General features: G+C 35.6%; 20 protein-coding genes. 17 read left to right on the forward strand and 3 right to left on the reverse strand.

The annotated features are described in order from the left end of the window. Positions 1-54: 54 nt before the first annotated feature. Complete coding sequence (gene nasC, locus NST21_RS14065) at positions 55-2,205, forward strand: assimilatory nitrate reductase catalytic subunit NasC (protein ID WP_340889695.1); 2,151 nt, start codon at positions 55-57, stop codon at positions 2,203-2,205. A gap of 604 nt (positions 2,206-2,809) precedes the next feature. Here nasC and NST21_RS14070 read toward each other — a convergent pair. Next, positions 2,810-3,145 (reverse strand): MerR family transcriptional regulator, encoded by a 336-nt coding sequence (locus NST21_RS14070; protein ID WP_340889696.1) that lies wholly within the window; start codon positions 3,143-3,145, stop codon positions 2,810-2,812. A 193-nt stretch (positions 3,146-3,338) separates the two neighbouring features. Between NST21_RS14070 and nirB the strand changes: the two genes are divergently transcribed. From nirB to NST21_RS14090, 4 genes are all read left to right on the forward strand, one after another. Further along, positions 3,339-5,753: a nitrite reductase large subunit NirB gene (nirB, locus tag NST21_RS14075; RefSeq protein ID WP_340889697.1), complete on the forward strand. Its 2,415-nt coding sequence runs from the start codon at positions 3,339-3,341 to the stop codon at positions 5,751-5,753. 20 nt (positions 5,754-5,773) lie between these two features. After that, on the forward strand, positions 5,774-6,091 hold the full coding sequence (nirD, locus tag NST21_RS14080; protein ID WP_340889698.1) for a nitrite reductase small subunit NirD: 318 nt from the start codon (positions 5,774-5,776) through the stop codon (positions 6,089-6,091). A gap of 364 nt (positions 6,092-6,455) precedes the next feature. Next, the gene (locus NST21_RS14085; protein ID WP_340889700.1) at positions 6,456-8,081 is read left to right on the forward strand and encodes a family 14 glycosylhydrolase; all 1,626 of its coding nucleotides are present in this window, start codon (positions 6,456-6,458) and stop codon (positions 8,079-8,081) included. Positions 8,082-8,364: 283 nt separating this feature from the next. Beyond that, on the forward strand, positions 8,365-8,694 hold the full coding sequence (locus tag NST21_RS14090) for a hypothetical protein (RefSeq protein WP_056519558.1): 330 nt from the start codon (positions 8,365-8,367) through the stop codon (positions 8,692-8,694). A gap of 356 nt (positions 8,695-9,050) precedes the next feature. Here NST21_RS14090 and NST21_RS14095 read toward each other — a convergent pair whose 3' ends face one another. Continuing rightward, the gene (locus NST21_RS14095; RefSeq protein WP_340889701.1) at positions 9,051-9,227 is read right to left on the reverse strand and encodes a hypothetical protein; all 177 of its coding nucleotides are present in this window, start codon (positions 9,225-9,227) and stop codon (positions 9,051-9,053) included. Positions 9,228-9,862: 635 nt separating this feature from the next. Between NST21_RS14095 and NST21_RS14100 the strand changes: the two genes are divergently transcribed. The 7 genes from NST21_RS14100 to NST21_RS14130 all read left to right on the forward strand — a co-directional run bounded on the left by NST21_RS14100 (position 9,863) and on the right by NST21_RS14130 (position 18,479). Then, positions 9,863-11,851, forward strand: coding sequence for a transporter substrate-binding domain-containing protein (locus NST21_RS14100; protein ID WP_340889702.1), 1,989 nt, complete (start codon positions 9,863-9,865; stop codon positions 11,849-11,851). A gap of 48 nt (positions 11,852-11,899) precedes the next feature. Further along, a complete protein-coding gene (locus NST21_RS14105; RefSeq protein ID WP_340889703.1) occupies positions 11,900-13,276 on the forward strand; it encodes a sigma-54-dependent transcriptional regulator in 1,377 nt (458 codons plus the stop codon). 174 nt (positions 13,277-13,450) lie between these two features. Next, positions 13,451-14,452, forward strand: coding sequence for a TAXI family TRAP transporter solute-binding subunit (locus NST21_RS14110; protein ID WP_340889704.1), 1,002 nt, complete (start codon positions 13,451-13,453; stop codon positions 14,450-14,452). A gap of 26 nt (positions 14,453-14,478) precedes the next feature. After that, positions 14,479-15,579, forward strand: coding sequence for an ABC transporter substrate-binding protein (locus NST21_RS14115; RefSeq protein WP_340889706.1), 1,101 nt, complete (start codon positions 14,479-14,481; stop codon positions 15,577-15,579). A 19-nt stretch (positions 15,580-15,598) separates the two neighbouring features. After that, complete coding sequence (locus NST21_RS14120; protein WP_082527332.1) at positions 15,599-16,765, forward strand: ABC transporter ATP-binding protein; 1,167 nt, start codon at positions 15,599-15,601, stop codon at positions 16,763-16,765. After that, positions 16,729-17,673, forward strand: coding sequence for an ABC transporter permease (locus NST21_RS14125; protein WP_340889708.1), 945 nt, complete (start codon positions 16,729-16,731; stop codon positions 17,671-17,673). Before NST21_RS14120 ends, NST21_RS14125 begins: the two co-directional genes overlap by 37 nt. Continuing rightward, on the forward strand, positions 17,673-18,479 hold the full coding sequence (locus tag NST21_RS14130; RefSeq protein ID WP_176527609.1) for an ABC transporter permease: 807 nt from the start codon (positions 17,673-17,675) through the stop codon (positions 18,477-18,479). The genes NST21_RS14125 and NST21_RS14130 overlap by 1 nt, the downstream gene beginning before the upstream one ends. A gap of 76 nt (positions 18,480-18,555) precedes the next feature. Here the strand turns inward: NST21_RS14130 and NST21_RS14135 are convergent, their stop codons facing one another. After that, entirely contained in the window at positions 18,556-19,197 is a 642-nt protein-coding gene (locus tag NST21_RS14135) for a hypothetical protein (protein WP_340889709.1), read from the reverse strand. Between the two features lie 794 nt (positions 19,198-19,991). Here NST21_RS14135 and NST21_RS14140 point away from each other — a divergent pair. The 5 genes from NST21_RS14140 (at position 19,992) to NST21_RS14160 (ending at position 25,556) form a co-directional block, all read left to right on the forward strand. Further along, a complete protein-coding gene (locus NST21_RS14140) occupies positions 19,992-20,150 on the forward strand; it encodes a hypothetical protein (protein ID WP_340889710.1) in 159 nt (52 codons plus the stop codon). Positions 20,151-20,678: 528 nt separating this feature from the next. Further along, positions 20,679-21,125: a HEAT repeat domain-containing protein gene (locus NST21_RS14145; RefSeq protein ID WP_200949354.1), complete on the forward strand. Its 447-nt coding sequence runs from the start codon at positions 20,679-20,681 to the stop codon at positions 21,123-21,125. A 783-nt stretch (positions 21,126-21,908) separates the two neighbouring features. Next, entirely contained in the window at positions 21,909-24,230 is a 2,322-nt protein-coding gene (locus tag NST21_RS14150) for a xanthine dehydrogenase family protein molybdopterin-binding subunit (protein WP_340889711.1), read from the forward strand. Continuing rightward, entirely contained in the window at positions 24,230-25,072 is an 843-nt protein-coding gene (locus NST21_RS14155) for an FAD binding domain-containing protein (RefSeq protein ID WP_340889712.1), read from the forward strand. Before NST21_RS14150 ends, NST21_RS14155 begins: the two co-directional genes overlap by 1 nt. Then, complete coding sequence (locus tag NST21_RS14160) at positions 25,065-25,556, forward strand: (2Fe-2S)-binding protein (protein ID WP_340889713.1); 492 nt, start codon at positions 25,065-25,067, stop codon at positions 25,554-25,556. The genes NST21_RS14155 and NST21_RS14160 overlap by 8 nt, the downstream gene beginning before the upstream one ends. The last annotated feature ends 32 nt before the right edge of the window (positions 25,557-25,588 follow it).

Consider the following 25,588-nt stretch of genomic DNA (forward strand, 5'->3'; position numbering starts at 1 on the left):
TTGTAAAGCACAAAAACGGAGCAAAGAAATTTTATGAGCAAAGGGTGAGAAACCTTGACTGAATTATTATTAAAGTATTTCCGTATGAAGCAACGGGAAGTTCAATCAGAAAAAAGGTATGATACACAATGTCCATTTTGCAGCATGCAATGCAAGATGCAATTGCTAGAACAAACCATTGTCACAAGAAAAAAGTATATTACGGTTGGAAAAGATAACCCAACTTCTGAGGGACGTTTATGCATTAAAGGTATGAATGCACACCAACATGCTTTGCATAACGATCGAATTAAATACCCATTATTAAAAAAAAATGGTGAATTTGTTCGCATATCTTGGGAGCAAGCACTAAACCATATTAAGGAGAATTTCACTAAGATCCAAGCGGACGATGGGGTAAATGCCTTATCTGTTTATGGGAGTGCTTCCATTTCAAATGAAGAAGCATATTTACTTGGCAAATTTGCACGAGTAGCTTTAAAAACAAAGTATATAGATTATAATGGACGGCTGTGTATGTCCGCAGCGGCTTCGGCAGCAAGCCAAACATTTGGTATGGACAGGGGCCTAACCAACAGCTTGTCAGAGGTTCCGTTCACAAAATGTATTATTTTGGCGGGCACAAATATTGCGGAATGTCAGCCGACTATTATGCCGTACTTTGAGAAAGCGAAAGAAAATGGGGCATATATTATTGCTATTGATCCGCGAGAAACAGCAACAACGAAAATTGCTGACTTACATATGAAAGTAAAACCTGGAATGGATGCCGCCTTAGCAAACGGATTATTGAAAGTGATCATTGAAGAGAATTTAATTGATGATGTGTTTATTCAGGGACGAGCAAATGGCTTTAATGAAGTTAAAGAGTATGTTTCATCTTTAAAATTGGAAGAGATTGCAGAGATGACTGGAGTCACAAGCGAACAAATTCAAAAAGCGGCTACAATGTTCGGGCAAGAAGAATCAGGGATGATTTTTACAGCAAGGGGTGTTGAACAACAAACAGATGGTTCTGCAGCCGTTCGTAATTTTCTTAATATTCTCATCGTTACTGGCAAAATCGGAAAAGTTAATTCGGGTTATGGAGCAATCACTGGACAAGGAAATGGACAGGGAGCAAGAGAGCATGGCCAAAAGGCAGACCAGCTACCCGGGTATCGTATGATTGAAAATGAAGAACACAGATTACATATTGCAAGGATATGGGGAATCGATGTAGACGATTTGCCAAGAAAAGGTGTATCAGCCTACGAAATGATAGAGAAAATAAATAAAGGTGAAATTACCGGCATGTTTTTAATGTGCTCTAATCCAATTGTCTCTAATCCCAATGCTAACTTTGTCAAAAAGGCATTAAAAAAATTAAAGTTTCTTGTGGCAGTCGATATGTTCGTTTCAGAAACTGCTAGATTAGCAGATTTAATTTTACCTACTTCGTCTTATTTAGAGGATGAAGGAACGATGACAAATTTAGAGGGACGAGTAACGTTGCGGGAAGCAAGTTTTTCATCACCTGGAGAAGTAAAGCATGATTGGCAAATAATTTGTGACATAGCACGAGTACTTGGAAAAGGTGAGCATTTTTCCTTTCAATCTGCAAAGGAGATTTTCAATGAATTAAGAGTGGCAAGTCGTGGGGGAACCGCTGATTATTATGGTATTACCTATGATCGTTTAAGAAAGGAAGGAGGCATTTTGTGGCCGTGTCCAAACTTTGACCATAAAGGGACAAAAAGATTATTTGAAACGGCTTTTGCACACCCAGATGGAAAGGCATCAATGGTTGTTGTTACAAATGTACCTAATGTTCCAAAAGAACAGCCATGTATAGAGTTTCCGCTGTATTTAACAACAGGAAGGGTCATGTCACATTATTTAACTGGCGTACAAACGAGAAAAAGCTCATCATTAGCAGCGAGAAATTTCGAATCATTTATGGAAATTCACCCTAATACTGCCAATAGATATCACATTCTAGACAATTCTCTGGTGAAAATTGAATCAAGGCGGGGAAGTATTGTCGTAAGAAGTAAATGGTCAGAGACTATTCGTCAAGATACTGTATTCGTTCCTTTTCATTGGGCAGACTCACAAAATGTCAATCGCCTCGTCTCGCAGGATTTGGACCCAGTGTGCAAAATGCCTGGATTTAAAGTTAGTACGGTAAATGTAAATCCTATTGTTGAATTAACATCAAATTAAAGAGCGAAGTAACTCTTTTTTACTCCAATCATTTTCCTTACCTTTATCAATAATATATAAATGTTAATTTGATCATAAACAAAACAAAAAACCGGCTATATTTTTAGTCGGTTTTTTTCCAAAGGATTAAGAGTTATAGTTTTATATGTATCTCATATAGCTAGGTCAGTTTTTCCTTAGAATGTGTTTCTTTTGCAGATACAAGGAATAGCCCGGAATGCGATGGACGCCACATCGATGATGTAAAAAGTTGTCCATGCAGGGTATCGTTCCTTCTGCAGTGAATCTCTAGAAAATATCAAACTGGACATGGAAGAAACCATGTCAATTGTAATAATAAAAAGCTACTATATTAAGAAAAAATCTAGGCTTAAAATTGGAACCTGGGTTGTCACGCCTGAACATTAGATTACGTAATTGGACAAGCTATTATTTACTATTCTTGTAGATCTGTTTAACCATAATACTAATTAAAACCATCTTACCATATTATTAACTTTTTATAGTTGTGTATGTAAAACTAAGAAAGACTAGGATAAAGGATTTGTGTATCCACTTACCAGGGTGTGATTTGGTGCTGAGTGTCGTGGGAACCAGTGTAAAATCAATTACGCATACCAAAGTGTGCATTTAATTGACCCTGCAGCATTTTTTTTCGCATTTTATCTTGTTCGATTTTTCTGTTTTCTTTTATCTTTTCTTGTCTAATTTCATAGGTTTGTACTCCATCCTCTATTTTATCGGCAATTTCCACTAATGCCTTGATGTCGGAAAAAGAGTATTTGCGGTTACCTCCTTTAGACCTTTCAGGGAAAATGAGTTTTCTTTCTTCGTAATAACGAATCTGTCTTTCTGATAGCCCCGTTAATTCACTAACCACTCCTATAGAAATTACTTTTCTGTCTATATAAGATTCTTTTTGCTGAACGATGATAATCACCTCATTAAGATTTCTACTAGATCTACAAGGATATTATATCCCAATTTTCTGAATATTTGTTAGATTAACTAACATTTATAATTTATTTATAAAAATCATGTAAGATTATATAACATGTTTGTTGTTTTAGATATCGTCCTCACCTATAATCAAACACATAATCCTTTCAAAAAAAATTATTGGAGGACAAAACATGACGAACCAGAAATTAGTACTAATTGGGAATGGAATGGCAGGAGTACGATGTATAGAAGAAATTTTGAAAATTCAACCAGAAAGTTTTGAGGTGACTGTCTTCGGAAGTGAGCCACATCCGAATTATAATAGAATCCAATTATCGAACGTTTTACAAGGAGATACGACGATAGATGATATTACAATAAATGATTGGAACTGGTACAAAGAACACAATATTACACTGTATCCAGGTGAAACAGTTACGAATATTGATACAACAAAACAAATCATTTACTCAGATAGAAATCGAGAAGTCGAATATGATCATTTAATTTTAGCAACTGGATCGGTTCCTTTCATTTTACCGATTAAGGGAGCTGATAAAAAAGGAGTAACAGCCTTTCGAAATATTGAAGACTGCGAAAAAATGATTGAATACTCTAAAATTAATAAGAAGGCTGCCGTCATTGGGGGAGGATTATTGGGCCTTGAGGCAGCTAGAGGTCTATTGAATTTAGGAATGCAGGTTGATGTTATTCATATTTCCGATAATTTGATGGATAAGCAGTTGGATCCAACTGCAGGGAAAATGCTACAAAAGGAACTTGAAAGCCAGGGAATGAATTTTTTACTAGGGAAACAAACGCAGGAGGTATTTGGTGAGATTGATGTTGAAGGATTACGCTTTAGTGATGGCGATGAAATCAGCGCCGATTTAGTAGTGATGGCAGTTGGTATCAAGCCCAATACACAATTGGCCCTTAAAAGTGGCATCCCTGTAAATCGAGGAATTAATGTAAACGATTATATGGAAACAGGAATTCCTAATATTTATGCAGTAGGTGAATGTGCGGAACATCGTGGAATGGTATATGGATTGGTTGCTCCGCTTTATGAACAGGGCAAAGTATTAGCTAAAAGGGTTTGTGGACTGGAAGGCGATGCTTACGAGGGTTCTGTGCTGTCAACGAAGTTAAAAGTCTCTGGTGTTGATGTATTTTCAGCGGGAGAAATTTTCGAGGATGAACATGCAAAATCAATTAAGGAATTTAATGAGTGGAACGGTACATACAAAAAAGTAATGATTCGAGATGGGAAAATTTCTGGAGCGGTATTGTTTGGTGATACAAAGGAAGGCAATAGTTTGTTGAATATGATCGATAAAGGCGTCGAAATTTCTGAGTATTTAGAAAACGCTTCGAGTGAAGAACCTAGTACTAGTTTTGTCTCAAAGATGTCTGATGAAGAAATTATCTGTGGGTGTAATGGCGTAACGAAGGGTGCTATTGTACAGGCTATTGAATCTAAAGGGTTAACAAGCATTGAAGACGTAAAGGGCTGCACAAATGCGTCAAGGTCATGTGGAGGTTGTAAGTCGTTAGTTGGTGATATTCTCGAGCAGACATTGGGTGATGAATTTAGTAAGTCTAGTCAGAAGGAAGCCATATGCAGCTGTACCACATTATCAAGAGATGAAATTGTAGCTAATATACGGGAAAAGAATCTAACTCATACTCGAGAAGTCATGAATGTTCTTGGCTGGAATACTAGTAATGGGTGTTCGAAGTGTAAACCGGCATTAAACTATTACTTAGGGATGATTCATCCTGTTGAATATGAAGATGAAAAAGAATCTCGCTATGTCAATGAAAGACTTCATGCAAATATTCAAAAGGATGGTACTTTTTCTGTTGTGCCTAGGATGTATGGTGGCGTCACGAATCCCGATCAATTGAGGAAAATCGCAAATGTTGCAGATAAGTATAATGTTAAGCTACTAAAGGTTACTGGTGGACAGAGAATAGATATGTTCGGCGTAGAGAAAGAAGATCTTCCTAGCGTTTGGGCCGACCTAGATATGCCTTCAGGATACGCCTATGGAAAAACTCTTCGAACAGTGAAAACATGCGTAGGTGAAAACTTTTGCCGTTTTGGCACTCAGGATTCGATGGGCCTAGGCATTACTCTAGAGAAGAAATTTGAACGCGTAGGCACGCCGCATAAATTTAAGATGGCTGTATCGGCTTGTCCTCGTAACTGTGCTGAATCAGGGATCAAAGACCTTGGTGTTGTGGGTGTTGACGGTGCTTGGGAAATTTATATTGGCGGCAACGGTGGAACGCATTTAAAAGCGGCTGAACTATTATGCAAAGTAAAAACAAGTGCAGAGGTTATAGAAATTACAGGTGCATACTTCCAATATTATCGAGAAACTGCCAACTATTTAGAAAGAACATCTGTCTGGGTTGAGCGTGTAGGGTTCGATGCTATTAAAGCGGTTATTGATGATAAGCAAAAAAGGGTTGAGCTTAATCAACGATTAAATGAAGCGTTATCAGTATTACAAGAACCGTGGAAAGAAATCATTGAGAGCAATACGATCCAAACCGGATTATTTCAAAAAGTAAAAATTCCTGTAATATCAAAATAATAGATTTGGAGGAAGCCATTATGAGAAAAACTCTTCAACGGATCAAGGTTTCTTCAGTGAATGAGATGCCCAAGAATCTGGGGAAAACAGTAACGATAGGTTCTCATGAAATTGCTCTTTTTCATTTAGCTAATGGTGAATTTCGGGCTATTGAAAATCGTTGCCCACATAAAGGCGGAGTTCTGGTGGAAGGTATTGTGAGTGGTGATCACGTCTTTTGTCCGATGCATGACTGGAAAATCAGTGTCGTGAATGGAAACGTACAAAAACCTGATAATGGTTGCGTAAATACATTCAAAGTTGAAATCGAAAATGGTGATGTTTATATCGTTTTATAAAATCTAAAAGATGTGCAATGGATGTCATATGTAAATCTAAGTTAAGGAAAATTAAAATTTAGGGTCGGGTAGTAAGTAAGAATTAAAACCTATGCTCTGGATAGCCTTTTTTAGGACTATCCAGTTTTTCTTTTTTGAGGAGTTATGAACTCCTGAAGTCCCTACTTAGCTATTATGCTGAGACGGATATTTCCCTATATTTCCCGAAAAAATAATTGATAAATATTTCCAAGTGAAATATACTTTTTTGTAAAGGTCAACTTTATTTTTCACGAAAATGAAAACGTTATCACATCATGAACCTTATTTCTGATTTTATTACTAAGTCTCGGTTTCTATTATCAATAAGGGAAGGTGTGGTTTTTTGAAAAAATTATCTATTGGCATGTTTACCTTTATGCTGTATTTTGTTCCTTTATCAAGTACTTCACCTGGTTTTGCAGAAGTAAAACCAGATTACAAGCTATATGTGATGGCGCCATTGGGTGAAATAACAGATTGGGAAGCATTTAAAGCGGAATTGATTCAGTTGAAGGAAAATGGAGTATATGCAATAACAACAGATATCTGGTGGGGATTAGTCGAGAGTAAAAAAGATAATAAGTTTGAATGGTCCTATTATAAAAAGTATGGGGAGGTAGTTGAGGCTTCCGGTTTAAAATGGGTGCCCATTTTATCCACGCATCAATGTGGTGGGAATGTGGGGGATGATTGTAACTATCCCATCCCAAGTTGGCTCTGGAAGAAAGACTCTGCCGAAAACATGGCATTCAAGAGTGAAAGTGGTTACTGGAATAAAGAAGTACTTGCTCCATGGTGGGATGGAACAGCTGATCAATACAACGAATTGTACAAATCCTTTGCAACGAACTTTGCTGATAAAAAGGATCTAATTGTCAAAATCTATCTAAGTGCAGGTCCAGCTGGAGAATTAAGATATCCCTCCTATCAAAATGCAGCCGGTTGGAACTATCCTGAGAGGGGACAGCTTCAAGTTTATACAGAAGGTGCGAAACGGAATTTCAGGCTTACCATGAAAGAAAAATATTCAACTATTAAAAAACTCAATGCTGCATGGGGAACAGAGTATAAAAAATGGAATGAGATTCAACCGCCAGGTAACGGGGATGAATTTTTTACTAGTGGTGAAGCAAGTGACACACAATTTGGAAACGACTTTATGGAGTGGTATCAAGGAGCTCTTGAAAATCATCTTTCAAAAATTTCAAAATTTGCCCATAAACATTTTGATAAAGTTTTTAATGTACCAATTGGGGCTAAAATCTCAGGTGTCCATTGGAAAATGAATGATCCAGTTATGCCGCATTCAGCAGAGTATAGCGCTGGTTACTATAACTACTCTCAACTACTTGATCAGTTTAAAAAATCTAATTTGGCCCTCACGTTTACTTGTTTAGAAATGGGAGATTACGACGCCCATACTGCACCATACTATAGCGCTCCTAAAACGTTAGTGACTCAAATCGCTACTTTAGCTAAAGAGAAAGGAATTTCCTTAAACGGTGAAAATGCACTTCCTCTTATCAATAATGAATGGGGTTTCGATAATATAGCAGAAATGGTTTTCAACTACGATTTTGACGGCTTTACCTTGCTTAGAATGTCATATTTATTCGATGATGAAGGAAATCCAACAAATGAGTTTAGAATGCTGGCAGATAAATTAGAAGGTAAGTCTATTCCAGTTACATTCACAGTTGAAAATGTACCTGTCACACCCAATCAGGGTGTTTACTTGATTGGTGATAGAGGAGAAATCGGCAGGTGGAAACCTGAAGATTACGAATATAAGCTAACCCAAAATCCAGAAGGCAACTGGAGTGGAACATTCCCTTTAGCCGCAGATCGATTCTATGAATTCAAGTTTCTCATAAAAGATGAAAATGGAAATACTATATGGCAAGATGGTGAAAATAATAGCTATAAAACTCCTTTGAATGGTAAAGGAAACTATAAAACCTCATGGTAGATAAATATATAAGGAGTTATAAGAAAATGAGTACTAATGATAGGTAGGCAAAGCTACTGTTTAGAGGGAAGGGTGAAATACGATTTGGAAATTTGGAAAAAAATATCTTATACTATTTAAAAAAAAGATTTAAGAAGAAGTAATTAGATACTTGGGAAATGGTTGGAATAGTTGGCTTATTAAGTTAGCTAGTAATCAAAATGTAAATCGTTTGTCATGGTAATACCCTTGATGTTAGGAGTTTATACGTATAAACTTTATTTAATATTGAGGAGTGGTTAAGTTGAAAAAGGTAACAATAGACAAATTAACATTTAAAAATCATCTATCGACGATTGAACAACTTTCATTGAAAGATTTTATGTTTAAGTGGCTAGGTAGCCCCGAAGAAGGTTTAGATGATTTTCTTCCACTTACGTACACAGATACTGTCTTTGCAAAGATGGAGACACCATTGGAAACCAATTTTCGGATTCAAGGTGATGAAACCTTAAGATATGTAACAATAACGGAAGATAATCAGATTGTTATAGGGGTCTTGGACCTAAATCAAGAGTTAGCGTTTAGAATTTTGTCTCTAGAGGAGCATCTGGAATCAAATCTGAACCGTTAGTTGAACAAGATAACAGAACCTGCCATAAATAAAGCCTTGTAATTTTAAGGAAATGCTTTTTGGAATTTTTCCATCTATAGAGTAATATTAGCTTTTTTGAGTTGTTAGAAATTAAATTGGCAAATAATCAATGAATAGACAATTTTGTCCTATGAAATTCAATTAGGAAAACACCTTAAATGTTCGAATTGGATTCTATATCTGAACCTAAGAAAATAGACTTTCAAACGTTTTCCTATTATTTTTTGTATAAAATAGTGAACTGGAGTAAACTGAGCGAAAAAAATTGACTTTAAGTTGAAATTGAATCTAATAAACATCCGGAACTAAATCTAAATAGTGAGTATGACCAAACATTACTTTCCGTTTCCGTTATATTTATGGCCCATTGTATGTTTTAAGTGTCCAATCACTAATTTATAGCAATCTTGTAATTCTGGAGACATATTTTCATTCTTCACTAACATCCTTAAGGTCTTCTCTGTTTCAGAGACTACTTGGTGTTTAATTGGCCTAGTTTGTTTTATCGACATTTTATTCACTCCTTTTCTTAATATTATTGACATTTATCAATTTAATTAATCTCAATTTGCCAAAATTACATTAATTTTATACGAGGAAGAGTTTACTTTTTAGGAGTATCCAATTGCCTATGCGGACTATTTTTTTCTGTTGGAATTCTCTAAAATCGGCACCTGCTAGGTTAATCTTTTCTAAACTAAATAGAATCAGATGCTATTTCTAAAAGTGAATGAAAATTATATAAATTGTTTGAATAGCCCTTCTCAATTTGAGAGGGGCTATTCTTACTTTAGTTGCTTAGAAAGCTTTCTGTATTCAGTTTGAATATGTGGTACTTAATTATATAGTAATTACGCTTTTGACATTAAGCCCGATTTACATATATACAGATTTTGCAAACGTGCCGATGCAATGGTGGCAGCATGGCTACCTACTACAATAAAGTTGATTTATTTATTGTAGAATAGCGGCACATAATTTGTTGCAACATGTAAAACTGTGTCAGATTTCACTAATAATATGTTTGATATTAAAGGTATAAAGTTCTTATTGGAGAAGTATTAATATCATGGCGTTTTTTAACGAGAGTATAACTACATGGAATTTAGAATTTCAACTTTAAGGAGGGCTCTTAATTATAAAACAATTGTATAAAATATTAGGTATCTGTTGTTTCACTCTCTTTTTTCAAACAATATGGTCCCCTGATATTTTTGCCGAACAAAAAACGTATAAAATTGCAGGAGAATGGGCTCTTCCACCTTTTTCATTTAAAAATAAGGATGGAGAGCTGACTGGTATTAACATTGATATAATGGAGAAAATAGCGGATTATAATGGGCTTGATTTTGAATATATTCCTATGGGTATGCAAGATGCGGAAAAGGCTTTAAAGGATGGATCTATTGATGCGATTGTTGGTAGTACATATAGTACCGAAAAAGATAATCAATTTGACTTTACCCAATCATATTTCACAATGTCTCAATCAATAATTATCCCAAAGGCCAAGCAAAATGATATTCATACTCTCACAGATTTACGTAATTCACATGTTGTACTTGATAATAACACGCCAGTAATCAGCACATTTTTGAACATGAGAAATACAAACCTAACTACTGTTTCTAATCAATACTCGGGTATTCTAACATTATTGAACAAACGTGCAGATGTATTTATCGGAAACAAATGGACTGCAGACTATTATTTGAAAAAGTTCAGACAAGAAAATCATTACATCATACTTGATGAAGTTATTGAACCCGCAGATTATACGATTGCAGTTAAAAAAGGGAATCAAACGTTGCTTTTCATGATGGACAATACACTCACTGAACTTAAAGCAAATCGAAATTTAAACGAGATAATTGATAAATGGGTCATGCCTCAATCCAATCAAAAAATTGCCAGGTTGGAGCAATTTATTTTTTGGTTAATCATAATCTTAGCCGCAGTAGCTCTGATCCTTTTAATTATTTACATATGGAATCAAAAACTTAAGAAATCAGTCCATGCCCAAACAAAGAGTCTACACCTTTTAAATAAGGATTTACAGATGCAACGGCAAAATATTGCTAATAGTAAAGCATTTAAAGATCAAATTTTAAACAATATAAATACAGGGATTATTACATTCGACCTTGATTTTGTAATAACTAGCTGTAATACAAAAGCATCGGACATTCTTAACATCTCCGCGGAAAATATTTTGAATCTTAGGAATTATCCAACTCTAATAAGGTTATTTAATAGTTCCTATCAAGAACATGAAGAGAAAAATGGGACAAACTATTTTCAAGTTTTGGTATTAAATGAGGAGAGTGAACGCAAAGTAATCTCGTATACGGTACATAAAATGTACAGTTCTGAAGAAATACAAACAGGATTCTTACTTTCCATGAATGATGAGACGGAAAAGAAACTATTAGAGAAAAAATTGGTCACTCAAGAAAAGTTGCATGCACTTGGTCAACTAGTCGCAGGTGTTGCACATGAAATTCGGAATCCCTTAACATCTATAAAAACTTTCATAGATCTGCTTCCGAGTAAATATGAAAATCCTCAATTTCGCCAAGTTCTTATGGAACACTTGCCTACTGAAGTAAACCGGTTAAATGCAATTGTTACTGATCTAATTGATTATGCACGTCCACGTCCACCAAATATACGAAATTATTACGCTCACGAGCTTATTTCTTTACTTGCTTTTCATAAGGTAACTATGGAAAAAAAACAAATTAATTTTGAACAAACAATTGATGAAGAGCTTGTTTTTTATATAGATTTACAACAAATTCATCAGGTGCTTCTTAACTTAGTATTAAATTCTATTCAAGCGGTAGAAGAAACAGAGCATAAAACTATTAAAATTACAATTGATAAAATGAACGAAAAAACAGGACGGATTATCATAGCTGACACGGGCAAGGGGATGAAACAGGAGGAACAAAATCACATCTTTGAACCTTTCTTCACCAATAAAGAAAAAGGGGTCGGATTAGGCCTGACGTTATCATACAGACTAATTAAAGAAAATAATGGGGATATTTATGTGAAAAGTTATCTTAATTCAGGAACAAAATTCGTCATCTTATTACCTTTATCTGAAGAACAAGAAGCCATTTTGAGTTAATAATGTTATTAAATCTTTTGTTATGATCATAAAAGGAGGAACAGAAATATGAAGCCACATGTGCTAGTGATCGATGACGAACCTGCAATTTGTACAGCTCTTAGCTTTGCATTAGAAGACGATTATCAAGTTGTCACTACTACAGATCCAGATGAAGGTCTTCGACATATTGAACAGATTTCAGTTGATATTGTTCTACTTGATTTGCGGATTGGAAGTAAAAGTGGATTAGATATTCTTCAAAAAATTAAACACAGGTCCCCCAATGTTACTGTAATTATGATGACGGCCTATTCATCTATTGAAACTTCCATTGAGGCAATAAAAAATGGGGCCTATTACTATATTGAAAAGCCTATCAATATAGAAGAACTGTCATTGCTTTTAATGAGGGCAGCCGAATTTAAACAGATGTCCAATCAGTTAGAGACGCTTCATGAAGAATTAGAGAAGACAAGAGGATTCGGAAATTTCCTTGGTAACAGCAAAGCAATGCAGCGTATTTTTTCAATGATCGAAAGAGTGAAGGATATTGATTCAAGTGTTCTTATTACAGGAGAAAGTGGAACTGGAAAAGAACTTGTCGCCCGAAACATTCATACTTTAGGAAGACGAAAAAACAATCCAATGCAGATTGTTAATTGTGCAGCTATACCCGAGATGTTGCTAGAATCTGAATTATTCGGTTATGAAAAAGGAGCGTTTTCCGGTGCCACACAGCGGAAGGAAGGGAAATGCGTTGCTGCCGATGGGGGTATCCTTTTTCTCGATGAGATTAGTGAAATGCCTCTTCCTCTTCAAGCTAAATTATTACGTGTGCTACAGGAACGGGAAGTAACACCTCTTGGTTCCAATACAAAAATATCATTGGATGTCCGTATTATAAGCGCAGCTAATAAAAACCTGGAACAAATGGTAATGGAAGGTAAGTTCCGGGAGGATTTGTATTTCAGGCTAAATGTTATCCCAATTTCTATGCCACCATTAAGAGAAAGAAAAGAAGATTTACCATTGCTTATGGATTATTTCATCAAAAAACACGCTAAGGATATGAATCGGGAAGATAAGACGTTCACAGCATCAGCACGCCGGTTGTTACTAGATTATCATTATCCAGGAAATGTGCGCGAGCTTGGTAACATTATAGAGTATGCTGTTGCCCTTTCAAACTCAAAAAATATGGAAGATACTGACTTGCCACAATATGTTCAAGAACAAAAGCTAATATTACAGTCTGGAAGTCCCAATGAAGACTTTAACAGTTTTAGTATCCCAATCGGAATCTCCATGAAAGAGATAGAGGAAAAAGTAATAACAGCTACACTTCAATACTGTAAAAATCACCGACAAAAAACAGCACAAATTCTAAAAATTTCAGAAAGAAGCCTTCGCGATAAAATTAAGCTTATTTCAAATGGGGAATAAGAGATAAATTAAATCAACCACTTACCGTACCGGCATTTTTTTCTGGGTACCCGGCAAAAAATGCCGATTTTTAAGAGTAAAATGCACAAAAATTCGGCAGGAATTGCATTTTATAGCTATAAATCGACTTGGCACAGTACTTGCATTTAACTTTACTAAGAAAGGAGGGCCAATATGAAAAATGGAGCACTCTTTATAAAAGCTGCTTTGTTATTTTGTTTCATAACAGGATGCTCTTTTATGAATGAGCAGCAGGAAATAACTACACCTGCTAATACTTTAATTCAGAAGCAATTAATTTCTGAGGGTCAGGATTTAAATAATCGGCTGCTAATTATTGCAACAGGAGATATGTCAGGAGTTTATTTTTCATTAGGACAAGTATTGTCCAACTTGTATGAAAAATATAATGGAGCTGTATCGGGGACTCAAGTCACTCATGCATCTATTGAAAATACTGAATTAGTTAGCCAACATCAAGCAGAAATTGGGTTTACTACTGTAGATGTACTTGATTTGCCAGAAACGAATAAATCAAAGTTACGTGCATTAACCACCCTTTATTCAAACTATGTTCAAATTGTTACAACGAAACAAAACAATATTGATTCCTTAGAAGATTTAGTTGGGAAACGCATTAGTATTGGAACGTCAGGGAGTGGTACAAGACTAATTGCAGAACGGATCCTCTTGGAAACTGATTTACCGCTTGACCAATTGAATTTATCCTATCTTTCATTTTCTCAATCTGCAGAAGCATTACGTAATGGTACTATTGATGTGGCTTTCTTCTCTTCAGGTATCCCGAATAATGAAATCGCTTTCATCTCAAAGGAAACGAATCTCTCATTTATACCTATACCGGAAGATATCATTGACCGCCTTCAAAAACAAAATGGGGGTTATACAAAGAATGAAATTTCAAGTGACACATATAAAGGAATGAAAAAGAATATTCAAACGATTTCAATTAAAAATGTCTTATTAACTTACGACGAAATGTCAGATTTGCAGGCGTACAATCTTGTTAAAACATTATATGAACATCTGCCTGAGTTGCAGCGTACACATCCAGCTGCTTCTGATATTTCATTAAATGAAGCAATTAAGCAAATTCCAATTGAGTATCATCAAGGTGCCATAAATTATTTTACCGAACAAGGAATTATTCATTAATAAAGTAAAATGGGGAGGTTCATCAATTGAAAAAAATAATTAGTTTATTCTCAATAATATTATTGGTTATACTTGCAGGTTGTGGTAATCCAACGCCACAAAAGCCGGGGGAAGCAACACAAACAAGTGCAGGTGAAAAGGGTGAGAAAAAAATTACGATAGCCGGTAATGGCGGGGTTATCGAAAGCGCCATTCGAGATGTGATTGCTCCAAAATTCAAAGAAGAAACTGGCATTACAGTTAACTATATTTCTGGTTTATCAGGTGAAATTTTGTCGAAAGTGGAATTACAAAAAAACTCACCACAAATTGATGTCGCCCTTTTTGTACCAGTTGATGTAATACGTGCTCAAGAAAAGGGACTTATTGATACCGTTGATGAGTCTAATGTTCCAAATATGAAATCTGTAGATTCGCGATTTATTCCAATTGAAAAGGCAGCTGCTCCAGTATTCGGCTTGGTTATTGCTCCAGCTTATAATACAGAAACATTTAAAAAGAAAGGGTTAAAATCGATTGAATCTTGGAACGATCTTGTATCTCCAGATTACGAGGGTAAAACGGCATTTTCAGACATTACGAATGATTGGGGCTTTAATACCCTTAATGGGTTAGCAATTTCAAATGGCGGCAGTACAGACGACATGGAGCCAGGGCTTGAAAAAGCAAAAGATCTTGCAGGATATTCTAATACTTTTTATAAAAATTCAACGCAAATGATGCCAGCTATCCAACAAGGAGCTGCTGACGTAACCGTGATGGGAAGTTATTCTATTGGCGAACTTGCTGTTTCAGGAGTTCCGATTAAAATGGCTGTTCCTAAAGAAGGTGTGCCGCTTCAAGCATTTAATGCTTCACTTGTGAAGAATACACCTAACAATGAAGAAGCACTTGAATTTATCAACTATTTAATTAGTGAAGAAGCACAAGCGCTAATTTCCGAGAAAGGATTTTATCCGACGGTAGAAGGAATGAAAATTTCAGAAAAATTCGAAGAGTCAATCGGACTTAAAGAAACGGATAAAACATTCAAACCTGATTTTGCTAAGTTTGCTGAGATTCGTGCTGAAGTGTCTGACAGATGGGCAAAAGAAGTTACTCCTGAACTAGGTAAAAAACTCAAATAAAAAGGAGCGGGTTGAACACATGGAAGTCTTAAAAAACGATGTAGAAATTAAAAGGACACATACACATCTTGAACCAGTTCAACAGAAAGGTACGAATAAAAATGATGTAGAGGTGAAAGGAGCATTTAAACAATTCGGATCAAATGTCGTATTAAATGGCATTGATTTAGAAGTGAAGCAAGGAGAGTTACTTACTCTTCTTGGTCCTTCTGGATGTGGAAAGTCGACTACCTTAAATCTGATTGCAGGTTTTCTCGATGCAGATCAAGGTGAGGTTTATATTAAAGGGAACAATGTAACAAAGGTTCCGCCATATAAGAGAGATTTAGGAATGGTTTTTCAAACTTATTCCCTTTTTCCTCATATGACAGTCTATGAAAATCTAAGCTTTGGATTGAAGTTGCGAAAAGTAGGTAAAGCTGAACAAAAAAAGAAAATAAGTAAAGCACTTGAATTAGTAAAAATGTCAGGATTGGAAAATCGTTATCCGAGAGAATTATCAGGAGGACAACGTCAGCGTGTTGCTATATCAAGGGCACTTGTAGTTGAGCCAGAACTCCTTTTACTTGATGAGCCCCTTTCAAATCTTGATGCTAAGTTACGCCATGAGCTAAGAGCCGAGATTAAACGTTTACAAAAGGAGATTGGGGTAACAACTATTTTTGTAACACATGATCAAGAAGAAGCTCTGTCTATGTCAGATCGAGTAGTGGTTATGAATGCAGGGAAAATCGAACAAATCAGTACCCCAACTGATATTTACAATCATCCTAAAACAGAGTTCGTCTTTCAATTTATTGGAAAGTCAAACTGTTTTGAAGGTAAAGTTTCAGAAGTGGATAAGCGGAGAATTTCAGTCAAAATAGGTGATGATATCACTCATGTTGATGCAGATAATATCATGGGAAATGATAGCAATTTGAAAGCTGGGGATGAGGTGAAGATGTATATTAGACCCGAAAAAGTACAAATTGTTCCTGCAGAAGAAACCGCTTTATCACTTTTTGATTACCATAAAGCCAAGATTAGTCAAATTAATTATCTTGGTACGTCATGGGAAATTAATGTTTTATTACAAGGGAAAAGTGTTCAAGTTTTGACTTCTTCTTTTAATTCTTCATGGCAAAATGGGAGTGAGGTGTATATCGGATGGAGCCCATCAGAAGTAATGCTAGTCAAGAAATAGAAAAGGATATGAATCCAATAGAGCCACAAAAAGAACCTAAATTCAAAAAAAGAAAAGTTTGGATACCTGGACTACTCCTTTTAACACCTATTTTATTATTTATCTTTGGTTTCTTTGTCATTCCAATGCTATACATTCTATATTTAAGCTTTATTTCAACTGATAATCTTGGTGGGGCAGATGCAGTATATAGCTTGAAAAACTATACACAAATATTTACCGATAGTTACTATTTGTCTTCTTTATGGTTGACAGTGAAAATCAGTTTATATTCGGTTTTAGTTTCTCTATTTCTAGGTTATCCAGTAGCAATGACAATGGCAAAAAGTTCAGCACGAGTTAGAGGGTACATTACTCTCTTGATCGTGTCACCACTTTTGGTAAGTATAGTGGTTCGTAATTTTGGTTGGTATCTATTGCTACTGCCTAACGGAACGATAAATCAAACGTTGATGGCTCTAGGTATTATAGATACTCCATTGAAACTACTATTTTCGGAAATTGGAGTTGTTATCGGGCTTTCTAACGCATATCTGCCTTTCATGATCTTATCTATTGTTGCTAGCTTATATAATATTGATCCTTCTTTAGATAAGGCGGGAGCAATTCTTGGGGCAAGTCCTTTCAGAAGGTTCTTTTCAATTACTTTGCCGCTAAGTATACCTGGTATTGTCTCTGGTTGCATTCTTGTATTTAGCTTGTCGATGAGTGCCTATGTTACACCTGCACTAATGGGTGGAGCAAATGTACCAGTAATGCCAGTTGTCATATATGATCAAATAAATAACTTGCTTCACTGGACATTTGGATCAGCTCTTTCTTATATTCTATTAGCAACAACTGTCATTTCAGTAGCTGTCTTTACTAGAATGTTTGAAAAAGGGAAATTTAAGGAGGTATTCCGATGATGAAAACTCTTGGTGGCCTTCGCATCGCTGTTGCTGTGTTAGCAATAATCTATATCTTAATACCACTCATTGTAGTTATACCGGCTTCTTTTACAAGTGCTAATTATCCAAGTTTTCCAGCAGAAGGTTTCTCACTACAATGGTATACCAAAATTTTAGAGCGCCCTGAGTTTTTGGAAGCATTTATTAATAGTGCCAAATTCGCCGCCTTAGCAGCTATTTTCTCCGTCATATTTGGAACTTTAGGGGCTCTTGGCATTGCAAAGTATGATATACCCGGCAAATCGTATATTACGGCTCTCTTAACTTCTCCATTAAGTGTGCCGCAGCTTGTTTTAGGTATTGCACTGTTGATGTATTTCACACCAATGATGCTTGCCGGTACTTCTACAGGATTTTTAATTGCCCATATTGTCATTTGTATCCCATATGTAATGCGTCTCGTTTTAACGGGTTTAAGTGGATTTGATTATAATCTTGAACGTGCTGCAGCTATACTTGGTGCTAATCCACTTACTGTTTTTTTGAAAGTGACACTTCCGCTTATTGGATCAGCTGCTATCTCAGGAGGACTATTTGCATTTCTAACATCATTTGATAATGTAACTGTCTCTCTTTTTATGGTATCACCTGAAATGCGTACGCTTCCAATTGAGATTTTTTCTCAAATGCAGGATGCCTATAATCCAATCGTTGCTTCCGTGTCAAGCGTAGTTATTTTCATATCAGTCGTTCTAATCGTTATACTTGAAAAAATTCAAGGTGTCGGAAAGGTTTTCGGCGGTTCTCATCATACGAACGGTTAATAGAAACGTAGACAATAAGTTTATTATTCACTAGCTTGAATCAACTAATTTTTCAGACATTTGCCCCTGCGGGTTTTTACACAATATGTCCATTCAAATAAGCTAGACACCGTTTTGCTGCTGATAAAGGAGCCGTTAGGATGGGGACAGAAGGGTTAACCAGCTTTGCTACATGTTCCATACTATATTGGGAAAGCACAATCACTTCTGTTCTTCCATCCATTTGTTCAACCATCATTTTTACCCGCTCGTCATGTTCTGTTCTTTTTCCTTGCGATAATAAGTGAATAATCCCAGGATCAACTATGGATTCCACAATACAGTCTGGGTTTTTATCTCTTAGATAATTTTGAAGGGCGATTGGTGTTTCTTTTACTGTAGATATTAGACCGATACTATTATATTGAAGTGCTTCATCAAGCATCGCCTCATCTGACCGAAATAACTTCACAGGATAAAGAGGTTGTAAAATTGATGTAATATCGTTAAATGCAGAGCAGGTAAGTTGAATACAGGAAACACCAGAGTCATAGGCTAAGTTCACTAATAAAGAAAAGCGGCGAATGATTTCTGGAGTTAGCGTGCCGCTTTTTTCCATTAATGCAAGCAGGTTCGTGTCCATAAAATGAAGAAGCTCAAGGTCTGGTTCAACTGTCTGAAACGCTTTTTCAATCGGATTTAGTGCGGTTGTTGTTGCATGAATCAATGCAATTTTCAATAGAAACCCTCCTTTTCCTTTAATTTCATTATATCTAGCAGAACACTGCAACGCTATTATATTCTTAAAAATGAATACGAATGACAGAGGTGACAAAATCACTTCGATAAAAACCTCATTTAATAAAAAATGTTAGATAGTGTTCAAAAAGTATGTCTTTTGTGAGGAAAAGGATAAAGTGTTTGACTGAAGAAGTGATTTCACTTATCGATGATCTTTTCTGTTGTGAAACTCGATTCATATGTGTACGATCTTTTCGATCAGCCATATTTTTATTCGAAAACTATAAAGAGGGTATGATGATTTTTTCCTATTCATTTATCTCTAGGATTATTATAGAGAAGGAAGTGAGAAGCATGGAGAAAGAAGTACTTGCTGAAATAAGCCAGATTATCCCCAGTGACAGAATATTTAATGATTTAGCAGAAAGGTATTGTTATAGGTATCTTCTTTTGGAGGGTATTTACCTGAAATAGTTATTCAACCAAAGAACGCAAATGAAATTAGTAAATTAGTAAAATAGGCAAAAACGTTCAAAATACCTGTTTACCCTAGAGGTTCAGGTACTTCACTAAGTGGTGGACCATTACCAGTTAAAGGGGTATGGTTCTTGATTTGACTCTTTTAAGTGATAAATTGATTATAGACCGCGAAAATATGCTTGCCATAGTTTCTCCAGGAGAAATTACGGCAAATATACATAAAAAGCTGAAGAAGTGGGATTGTTCTATCCACCTGACCCTAGTAGTTCCAATGTGGCCACTATAGGTGGGAATTTTTTAGAAAATGAATAAATGAAAGATCTAAAAGAAACACATTCTGCCACTGTCATCACTGTTAATCCTGGCTGCCAGATGCAAATGAGCATTGGCATTCAAAGAGAAGGAGCGGCAAAGCGAATCAAAAGTATGCATCTTGTTGAAATACTCGCTGAGGCTTGCGGAATACATTAATGGAAAGAAAAATGCGGTAATTAGTCAATAGAACAAGTAAGCATAAAAAGCACCAGCAATTCCTTTAAATAAGGAGAACTTGCTGGTGCTTTTTGTTAATCCATAATAATCTATTTCATGCTCAATTCTTAAAGCATATGCTACTAAATTATATGATTGATTTCAATACATACTATAGCTGTCTGACCCGGTAGATGGCATTATCAGTTGCTCGAAATGTGCTGGTAAAAAATCTAAGGAGAACTTATATACAAAATATGCAGTTTAAGGGTTGTTGAACAGAAGCGGATGGCTCTATACCATTTTATTAGCTCCATTATATCGAAAGCTAGGGTGAGCCGCCTCGATGACCCCTTTTAGTTCGATTGATTAAAACCATTAATTGATATTACTAATCATAAGGCCTTGAAATTTTACTATATTAACATATGGAAAAGGGTATAATAAGAAATGTAAGAATAAATTTCTTAGTAAAAAGGATATTTGTAGTATCGGGTTTACATAAAGACAGAAGGAGAAATGATTCGTTTGAATAATAAAGAAGCAAAAAAAATTGAGCTACCTGCAAATTATGAGGAATTAAAAAAATCTGCCAATCGTACATCGAATTGGAGAGAACGTTTAGATGCGATTGAAGAGTTAGGTCAGTTCAAAAATAAACAAGTTATCGATGTACTTACACATATAATGAATAACGATGCTGTGTATAAGATTCAAGAGGCCGCTTACCGTAAACTTAAAGCATTCGGTGAAGATGTTCAATTACCTTCAAGGAAAAAAGGAGAATTGATTAAGGGATTACGAAAAATCCTGTTAAGAATTAAGAAGAGCTTACCTGAAGATCATACGTTTAAAGAATTCAAAGAGAAGTTAAAGAAAATGAGAATGGACATTTATGATACTTACGAAGGTGAAAAGGGAGCGGACTTCGATAATTGGCTTGAAAACACATGGACAGCCTTATCGAAAAAGTAAATATTAAATGTCACAATTTTATTTTAAAGAATATAAAGTAAGTTACACATTCAACTATTAGCGTTTTAGTTTAATAACATAAGAAAAAGGAGCATTGTTTTGCTCCTTTTTCTTATGTTTAAATATCAATACATTAAAAATCACAAAAGTTATGCTCTTCTGATTCACTCAATATTGAATTTGTTAATAATTAATCATATTCCATATTAGGTGTTGTCTTACAAAGCATAAGCTGAGAAACACAATATAGATGAAGCCATAAAGCAAAAGGGTCTTCTAATGGGATACCTTTCAATCTCCATAATGCCCTCCAAACACTTTGTACATTTCATTGTATATATAATGAATTATTTATTAATTCCCTCTAAAAACACATTTTCTTTATAACTCAACATAAAGTTAATAATACATATATTTGTGTCCAAAGATATAGATGTTAATTACATAACACGAAAAACCCTTTTTAGTATTTGCTGTAATGGTGGCTACCATCATCGAAGTATTCAAAAAGAACCTATCTACTCCTTAGTTGCTTCTAGTTTTCAAGGCTGTTTACAACCTCCAATACTTAGAGACAAAAATATCTTTTTCTGAAATTAACAATATACAAGGAAACCAAGAGGCAAAACATATTCTGAAGTTATAGAGAGCACAGGAATACTTGTGCCTTTTTTAGCGGGAAATCTATTTGCTTACATTGATGATATATTAGATTACTTATTTTAGAAAATTGATATTTGTAACAATTAACCAAGAATAATAATGATAACGAGGGGATTCAATATGGATATTATCGGAAAAGGTGTAACTCGTAAAGATGCATGGGATAAGGTGACAGGACAAGCCATTTACACCGGTGACCATAAAGAAACAAAAATCCTTCATGTTAAAAAGGTAATTAGTCCTTATGGACATGCCAATATTAAAAATATTGACATAACCAAGGCTGAAAAAGTTGCTGGAGTTCGTGCAATCATAACTGGCGGGAATTTACCGCTAACAGGAGAAGAGATCAGGGATCGGTACCCCATAGCTCAAGATAAAGTCCGCTATCATGGAGAAGTTGTCGCACTTGTTGTTGCTGATACACCCAAACAAGCAAAATTTGCAGCAGACAGTATTCAAGTTATTTATGAACCTTTACCTGTTATCAATTCACCAATGGATGCCATAAATCCTAAATATCCTTTAATCCACCCAGATTTAGATACCTATAAAAAAATATCCGAGGTATTTCCTGAGCCAGGTACAAATATAGCAAATCGAACCAAAATCCGAAAAGGTGATATAAAAAAAGGTTGGCAAGAGAGCGATATTATTGTCGAGGAAAAGTTTTCTTTTTCCCCTTCAGATCATGTTGCTATGGAAACAAGATGTTCCTTGGCAGAAATTCGGGCAGATAATAAAGTTGTGATAAGTTCTTCTTCTCAAGCACCATTTATGATCAAGCGTTTAATAAGTGATTATTTTGGTGTTGAAATTGGAAATGTTATTGTAAACACACCTCTAGTTGGAGGTGCTTTTGGTGGTAAAGCCTCGGTACAACTTGAACTATTAGCCTATATTGCATCAAAGGCTGTTAATGGAAGGCTAGTAAAAGTTGAAAATAGTCGTGAAGAGGATATTTTGACATCACCATGTCATATAGGATTAGATGCGACAGTGAAATTAGGATGTACAAAATCTGGTTTGCTTAAAATTGCGGAAATGACTTATCTTTGGGACGGAGGAGCATATGCTGACAAGGCTACAGACCTGAGTCGTGCTGGAGCAGTTGATTGCACTGGTCCTTACAATATAGAAAATATTTGGTGCGATTCTCTTTGTATGTATACGAACCATCCATATGCCTCACCTTATCGTGGCTTTGCGCATTCAGAAGTTTTGTTTGCATTTGAGCGGACTATGGATTCCCTTTCCAAAAAGCTTGGAATAGATCCACTTGAACTTCGTGAAATAAATGCGATACTCCCAGGTAATTCCACTCCAACCCAGGTTCAATTGAATTCTAGCACGGTAGGTAATCTCCCTAAATGTATAAGTGAGCTTAAGAAAAAAATGAATTGGGAAGAGGGCCAGCTAGTTAAAATAAACGACAATACAATAAGGGCAAAAGGGATAGCTTGTGTATGGAAAACTTCTACGATTGATACCAACGCTGGCTCAGGTGTCATTTTAACCTTTAATCCTGATGGAAGTGTAAACGTCATATCAGGAGTAATAGAAATCGGTACAGGAACGAAAACGGTATTAGCACAGATTGTATCTGAAAAATTGAAGATGGATATTGATCATGTAAAAGTTCAGATGGAGGTAAATACACAGAGTACTCCAGAACATTGGAAAACTGTAGCAAGTCGTGCGACATTAATGGCAGGGAGGGCAGCGATTCAAGCTGCCGAAGATGCTCTATTACAAATAAAGCAACTTGCTTCCATTGTGTTAAGAGCCCCAGTTGAAGACATCGACCTAGGTCAAGAAAGGGTATATCTAAGGGGTGATCCAGAAATTGGAATACCATTCAATCAGCTAGTTTATGGATATAAATATCCTGATGGAAGTGCAATAGGAGGACAAATAATCGGTAGAGGACAATATACCATTCCACACATAACAAATTTAGACCCCGAAACAGGTGCAGGCAAGCCAGGACCTGAATGGACAGTTGGTGCACAAGGGGTTGAAGTAGAGTATGACATAAATGAATATACTTACAAGATAGTCAGGGCAATATCTGTCATTGATGCAGGAAGGGTACTGAATCAAAAAACTGCAGAAGGACAAATAATGGGTGCAATGAGCATGGGCTTAGCTTTTGGCGGACGTGAAACGTTCTACTTTGATAACTTTGGAAGGGTGTTGAATCCTCAATTTAGAACCTATAGACCGTTAAGATATGGAGAAAATCCTGAATATATTTGTGAATTTGTAAATACCCCACAATTAGATGCTCCATATGGCGCTAGGGGCCTTGGAGAACATGGTCTTCTTGGCATGCCAGCTGCTCTCGGTAACTGTTTATCTCTTGCTGCTGGAATACCATTAAACCAGTTGCCTTTAATCCCTGAACTTATTTGGAGAGGGAAGAAAGGGAGTAGACTCTGATGTTATCTTACAATTTCGAATACTATAAACCAAAATCCATAAAAGAAGCGATAGAACAATACCAAACATCAAAATCACAAAATAAAAAACCTTTGTACTATGGTGGAGGAACAGAAATTTTAACATTAGGACGTCTGAATTATATATATACCGATGTGATTATTGATTTAAAGGGTATTCCTGAATGTAAGGAATTCGGCTTTCAAAACAATGAACTAATCATTGGTTCAACATTGAGTTTAAGTGTATTTGAAGAAAACAAGGTGTTCCCTTTATTAACGAATACTTCAAAAGAGGTTGCGGATTATTCATCAAGAAATTCAATTACTATAGGTGGAAATATATGTGGACAAATTTTTTATAGGGAGGCTGTACTGCCATTTTTATTATCAGATAGTACTGTTATTATTGCAGGACCAAGCGGAGTAAAAAAATTATTAATTAACGAGATTTTCAATAAAGAGTTACGCCTTGACGAAGGGGAATTTCTAGTTCAAATTGGGACAGAAAAAGAAAATCTAAAAGCACCATACCTAAGTGTAAAGAAACGTAAGCAGTGGGACACGGGATACCCACTTTTAACAGTTGCCGCTTTAAAAAAAGACGGGATTATTAGATTTGCATTCAGTGGGGTATGCCCATATCCATTTCGTTCAATTCCAATGGAAAAAATACTAAATGACAAGAAATTATCTTATAAGGATCGAGTTTTAGCTTCTTTTGAGTATTTACCAAGTCCTATATTAAACGATATAGAAGGATCAGATGGATATCGATTATTTGTTTTAGAAAATACCCTATCTAATATTTTGTCATATTTAGGTGGTGAAGAACTTGAATAGGTACCCCACAAATCAAAGAATCACAATTAATTTAGAAATAAATAAAGAATGGTACGAGATAGATATACTGGCTTCAGATATATTGCTTGATGTACTCCGAGATAAAATCGGACTTACTGGAGCTAAACCTGGGTGTTTAAATGGGGACTGCGGGGCTTGTACTGTGATATTGAATAATCAGCCAATAAAATCCTGTTTAATGTTAGCTATTGAGGCAATTGATACAGAAATCCTTACAATTGAAGGTCTCAAGGATACACCCATTCAAAGAGCATTTGTGGAGCATTTTGCTTTTCAATGCGGGTATTGTACATCAGGATTTATATTGATTTGTCAGGCATTACTCCTTAATGACAACAATCCTAGTCCTGAAAAGATTAAAACATGGCTTTCTTCGAATATTTGTCGTTGCACCGGATATAAAGAAATTGAAGAATCAATACGTTCAGTAATAAACAATATAAAAAATCAATCAATTAAGTGACGTTTGTCAGTTTATCTGAATAAAATGCCTAC

Origin of the sequence: Peribacillus sp. FSL K6-1552, assembly GCF_038005205.1 — a bacterium.
GTDB classification, from domain to species: domain Bacteria; phylum Bacillota; class Bacilli; order Bacillales; family DSM-1321; genus Peribacillus; species Peribacillus butanolivorans.

Excerpts from the sequence above, each read along its gene's own strand:
- NST21_RS14125 (WP_340889708.1), top strand. The coding sequence starts at position 16,729 with ATGGAGCCCATCAGAAGTAATGCTAGTCAAGAAATAGAAAAGGATATG.
- nirB (WP_340889697.1), top strand. The coding sequence starts at position 3,339 with ATGACGAACCAGAAATTAGTACTAATTGGGAATGGAATGGCAGGAGTA.
- NST21_RS14110 (WP_340889704.1), top strand. The coding sequence starts at position 13,451 with ATGAAAAATGGAGCACTCTTTATAAAAGCTGCTTTGTTATTTTGTTTC.
- nirD (WP_340889698.1), top strand. The coding sequence starts at position 5,774 with ATGAGAAAAACTCTTCAACGGATCAAGGTTTCTTCAGTGAATGAGATG.
- NST21_RS14120 (WP_082527332.1), top strand. The coding sequence starts at position 15,599 with ATGGAAGTCTTAAAAAACGATGTAGAAATTAAAAGGACACATACACAT.
- NST21_RS14105 (WP_340889703.1), top strand. The coding sequence starts at position 11,900 with ATGAAGCCACATGTGCTAGTGATCGATGACGAACCTGCAATTTGTACA.
- NST21_RS14140 (WP_340889710.1), top strand. The coding sequence starts at position 19,992 with ATGAAAGATCTAAAAGAAACACATTCTGCCACTGTCATCACTGTTAAT.
- NST21_RS14155 (WP_340889712.1), top strand. The coding sequence starts at position 24,230 with ATGTTATCTTACAATTTCGAATACTATAAACCAAAATCCATAAAAGAA.
- NST21_RS14130 (WP_176527609.1), top strand. The coding sequence starts at position 17,673 with ATGAAAACTCTTGGTGGCCTTCGCATCGCTGTTGCTGTGTTAGCAATA.
- NST21_RS14095 (WP_340889701.1), bottom strand. The coding sequence starts at position 9,227 with ATGTCGATAAAACAAACTAGGCCAATTAAACACCAAGTAGTCTCTGAA.
- NST21_RS14150 (WP_340889711.1), top strand. The coding sequence starts at position 21,909 with ATGGATATTATCGGAAAAGGTGTAACTCGTAAAGATGCATGGGATAAG.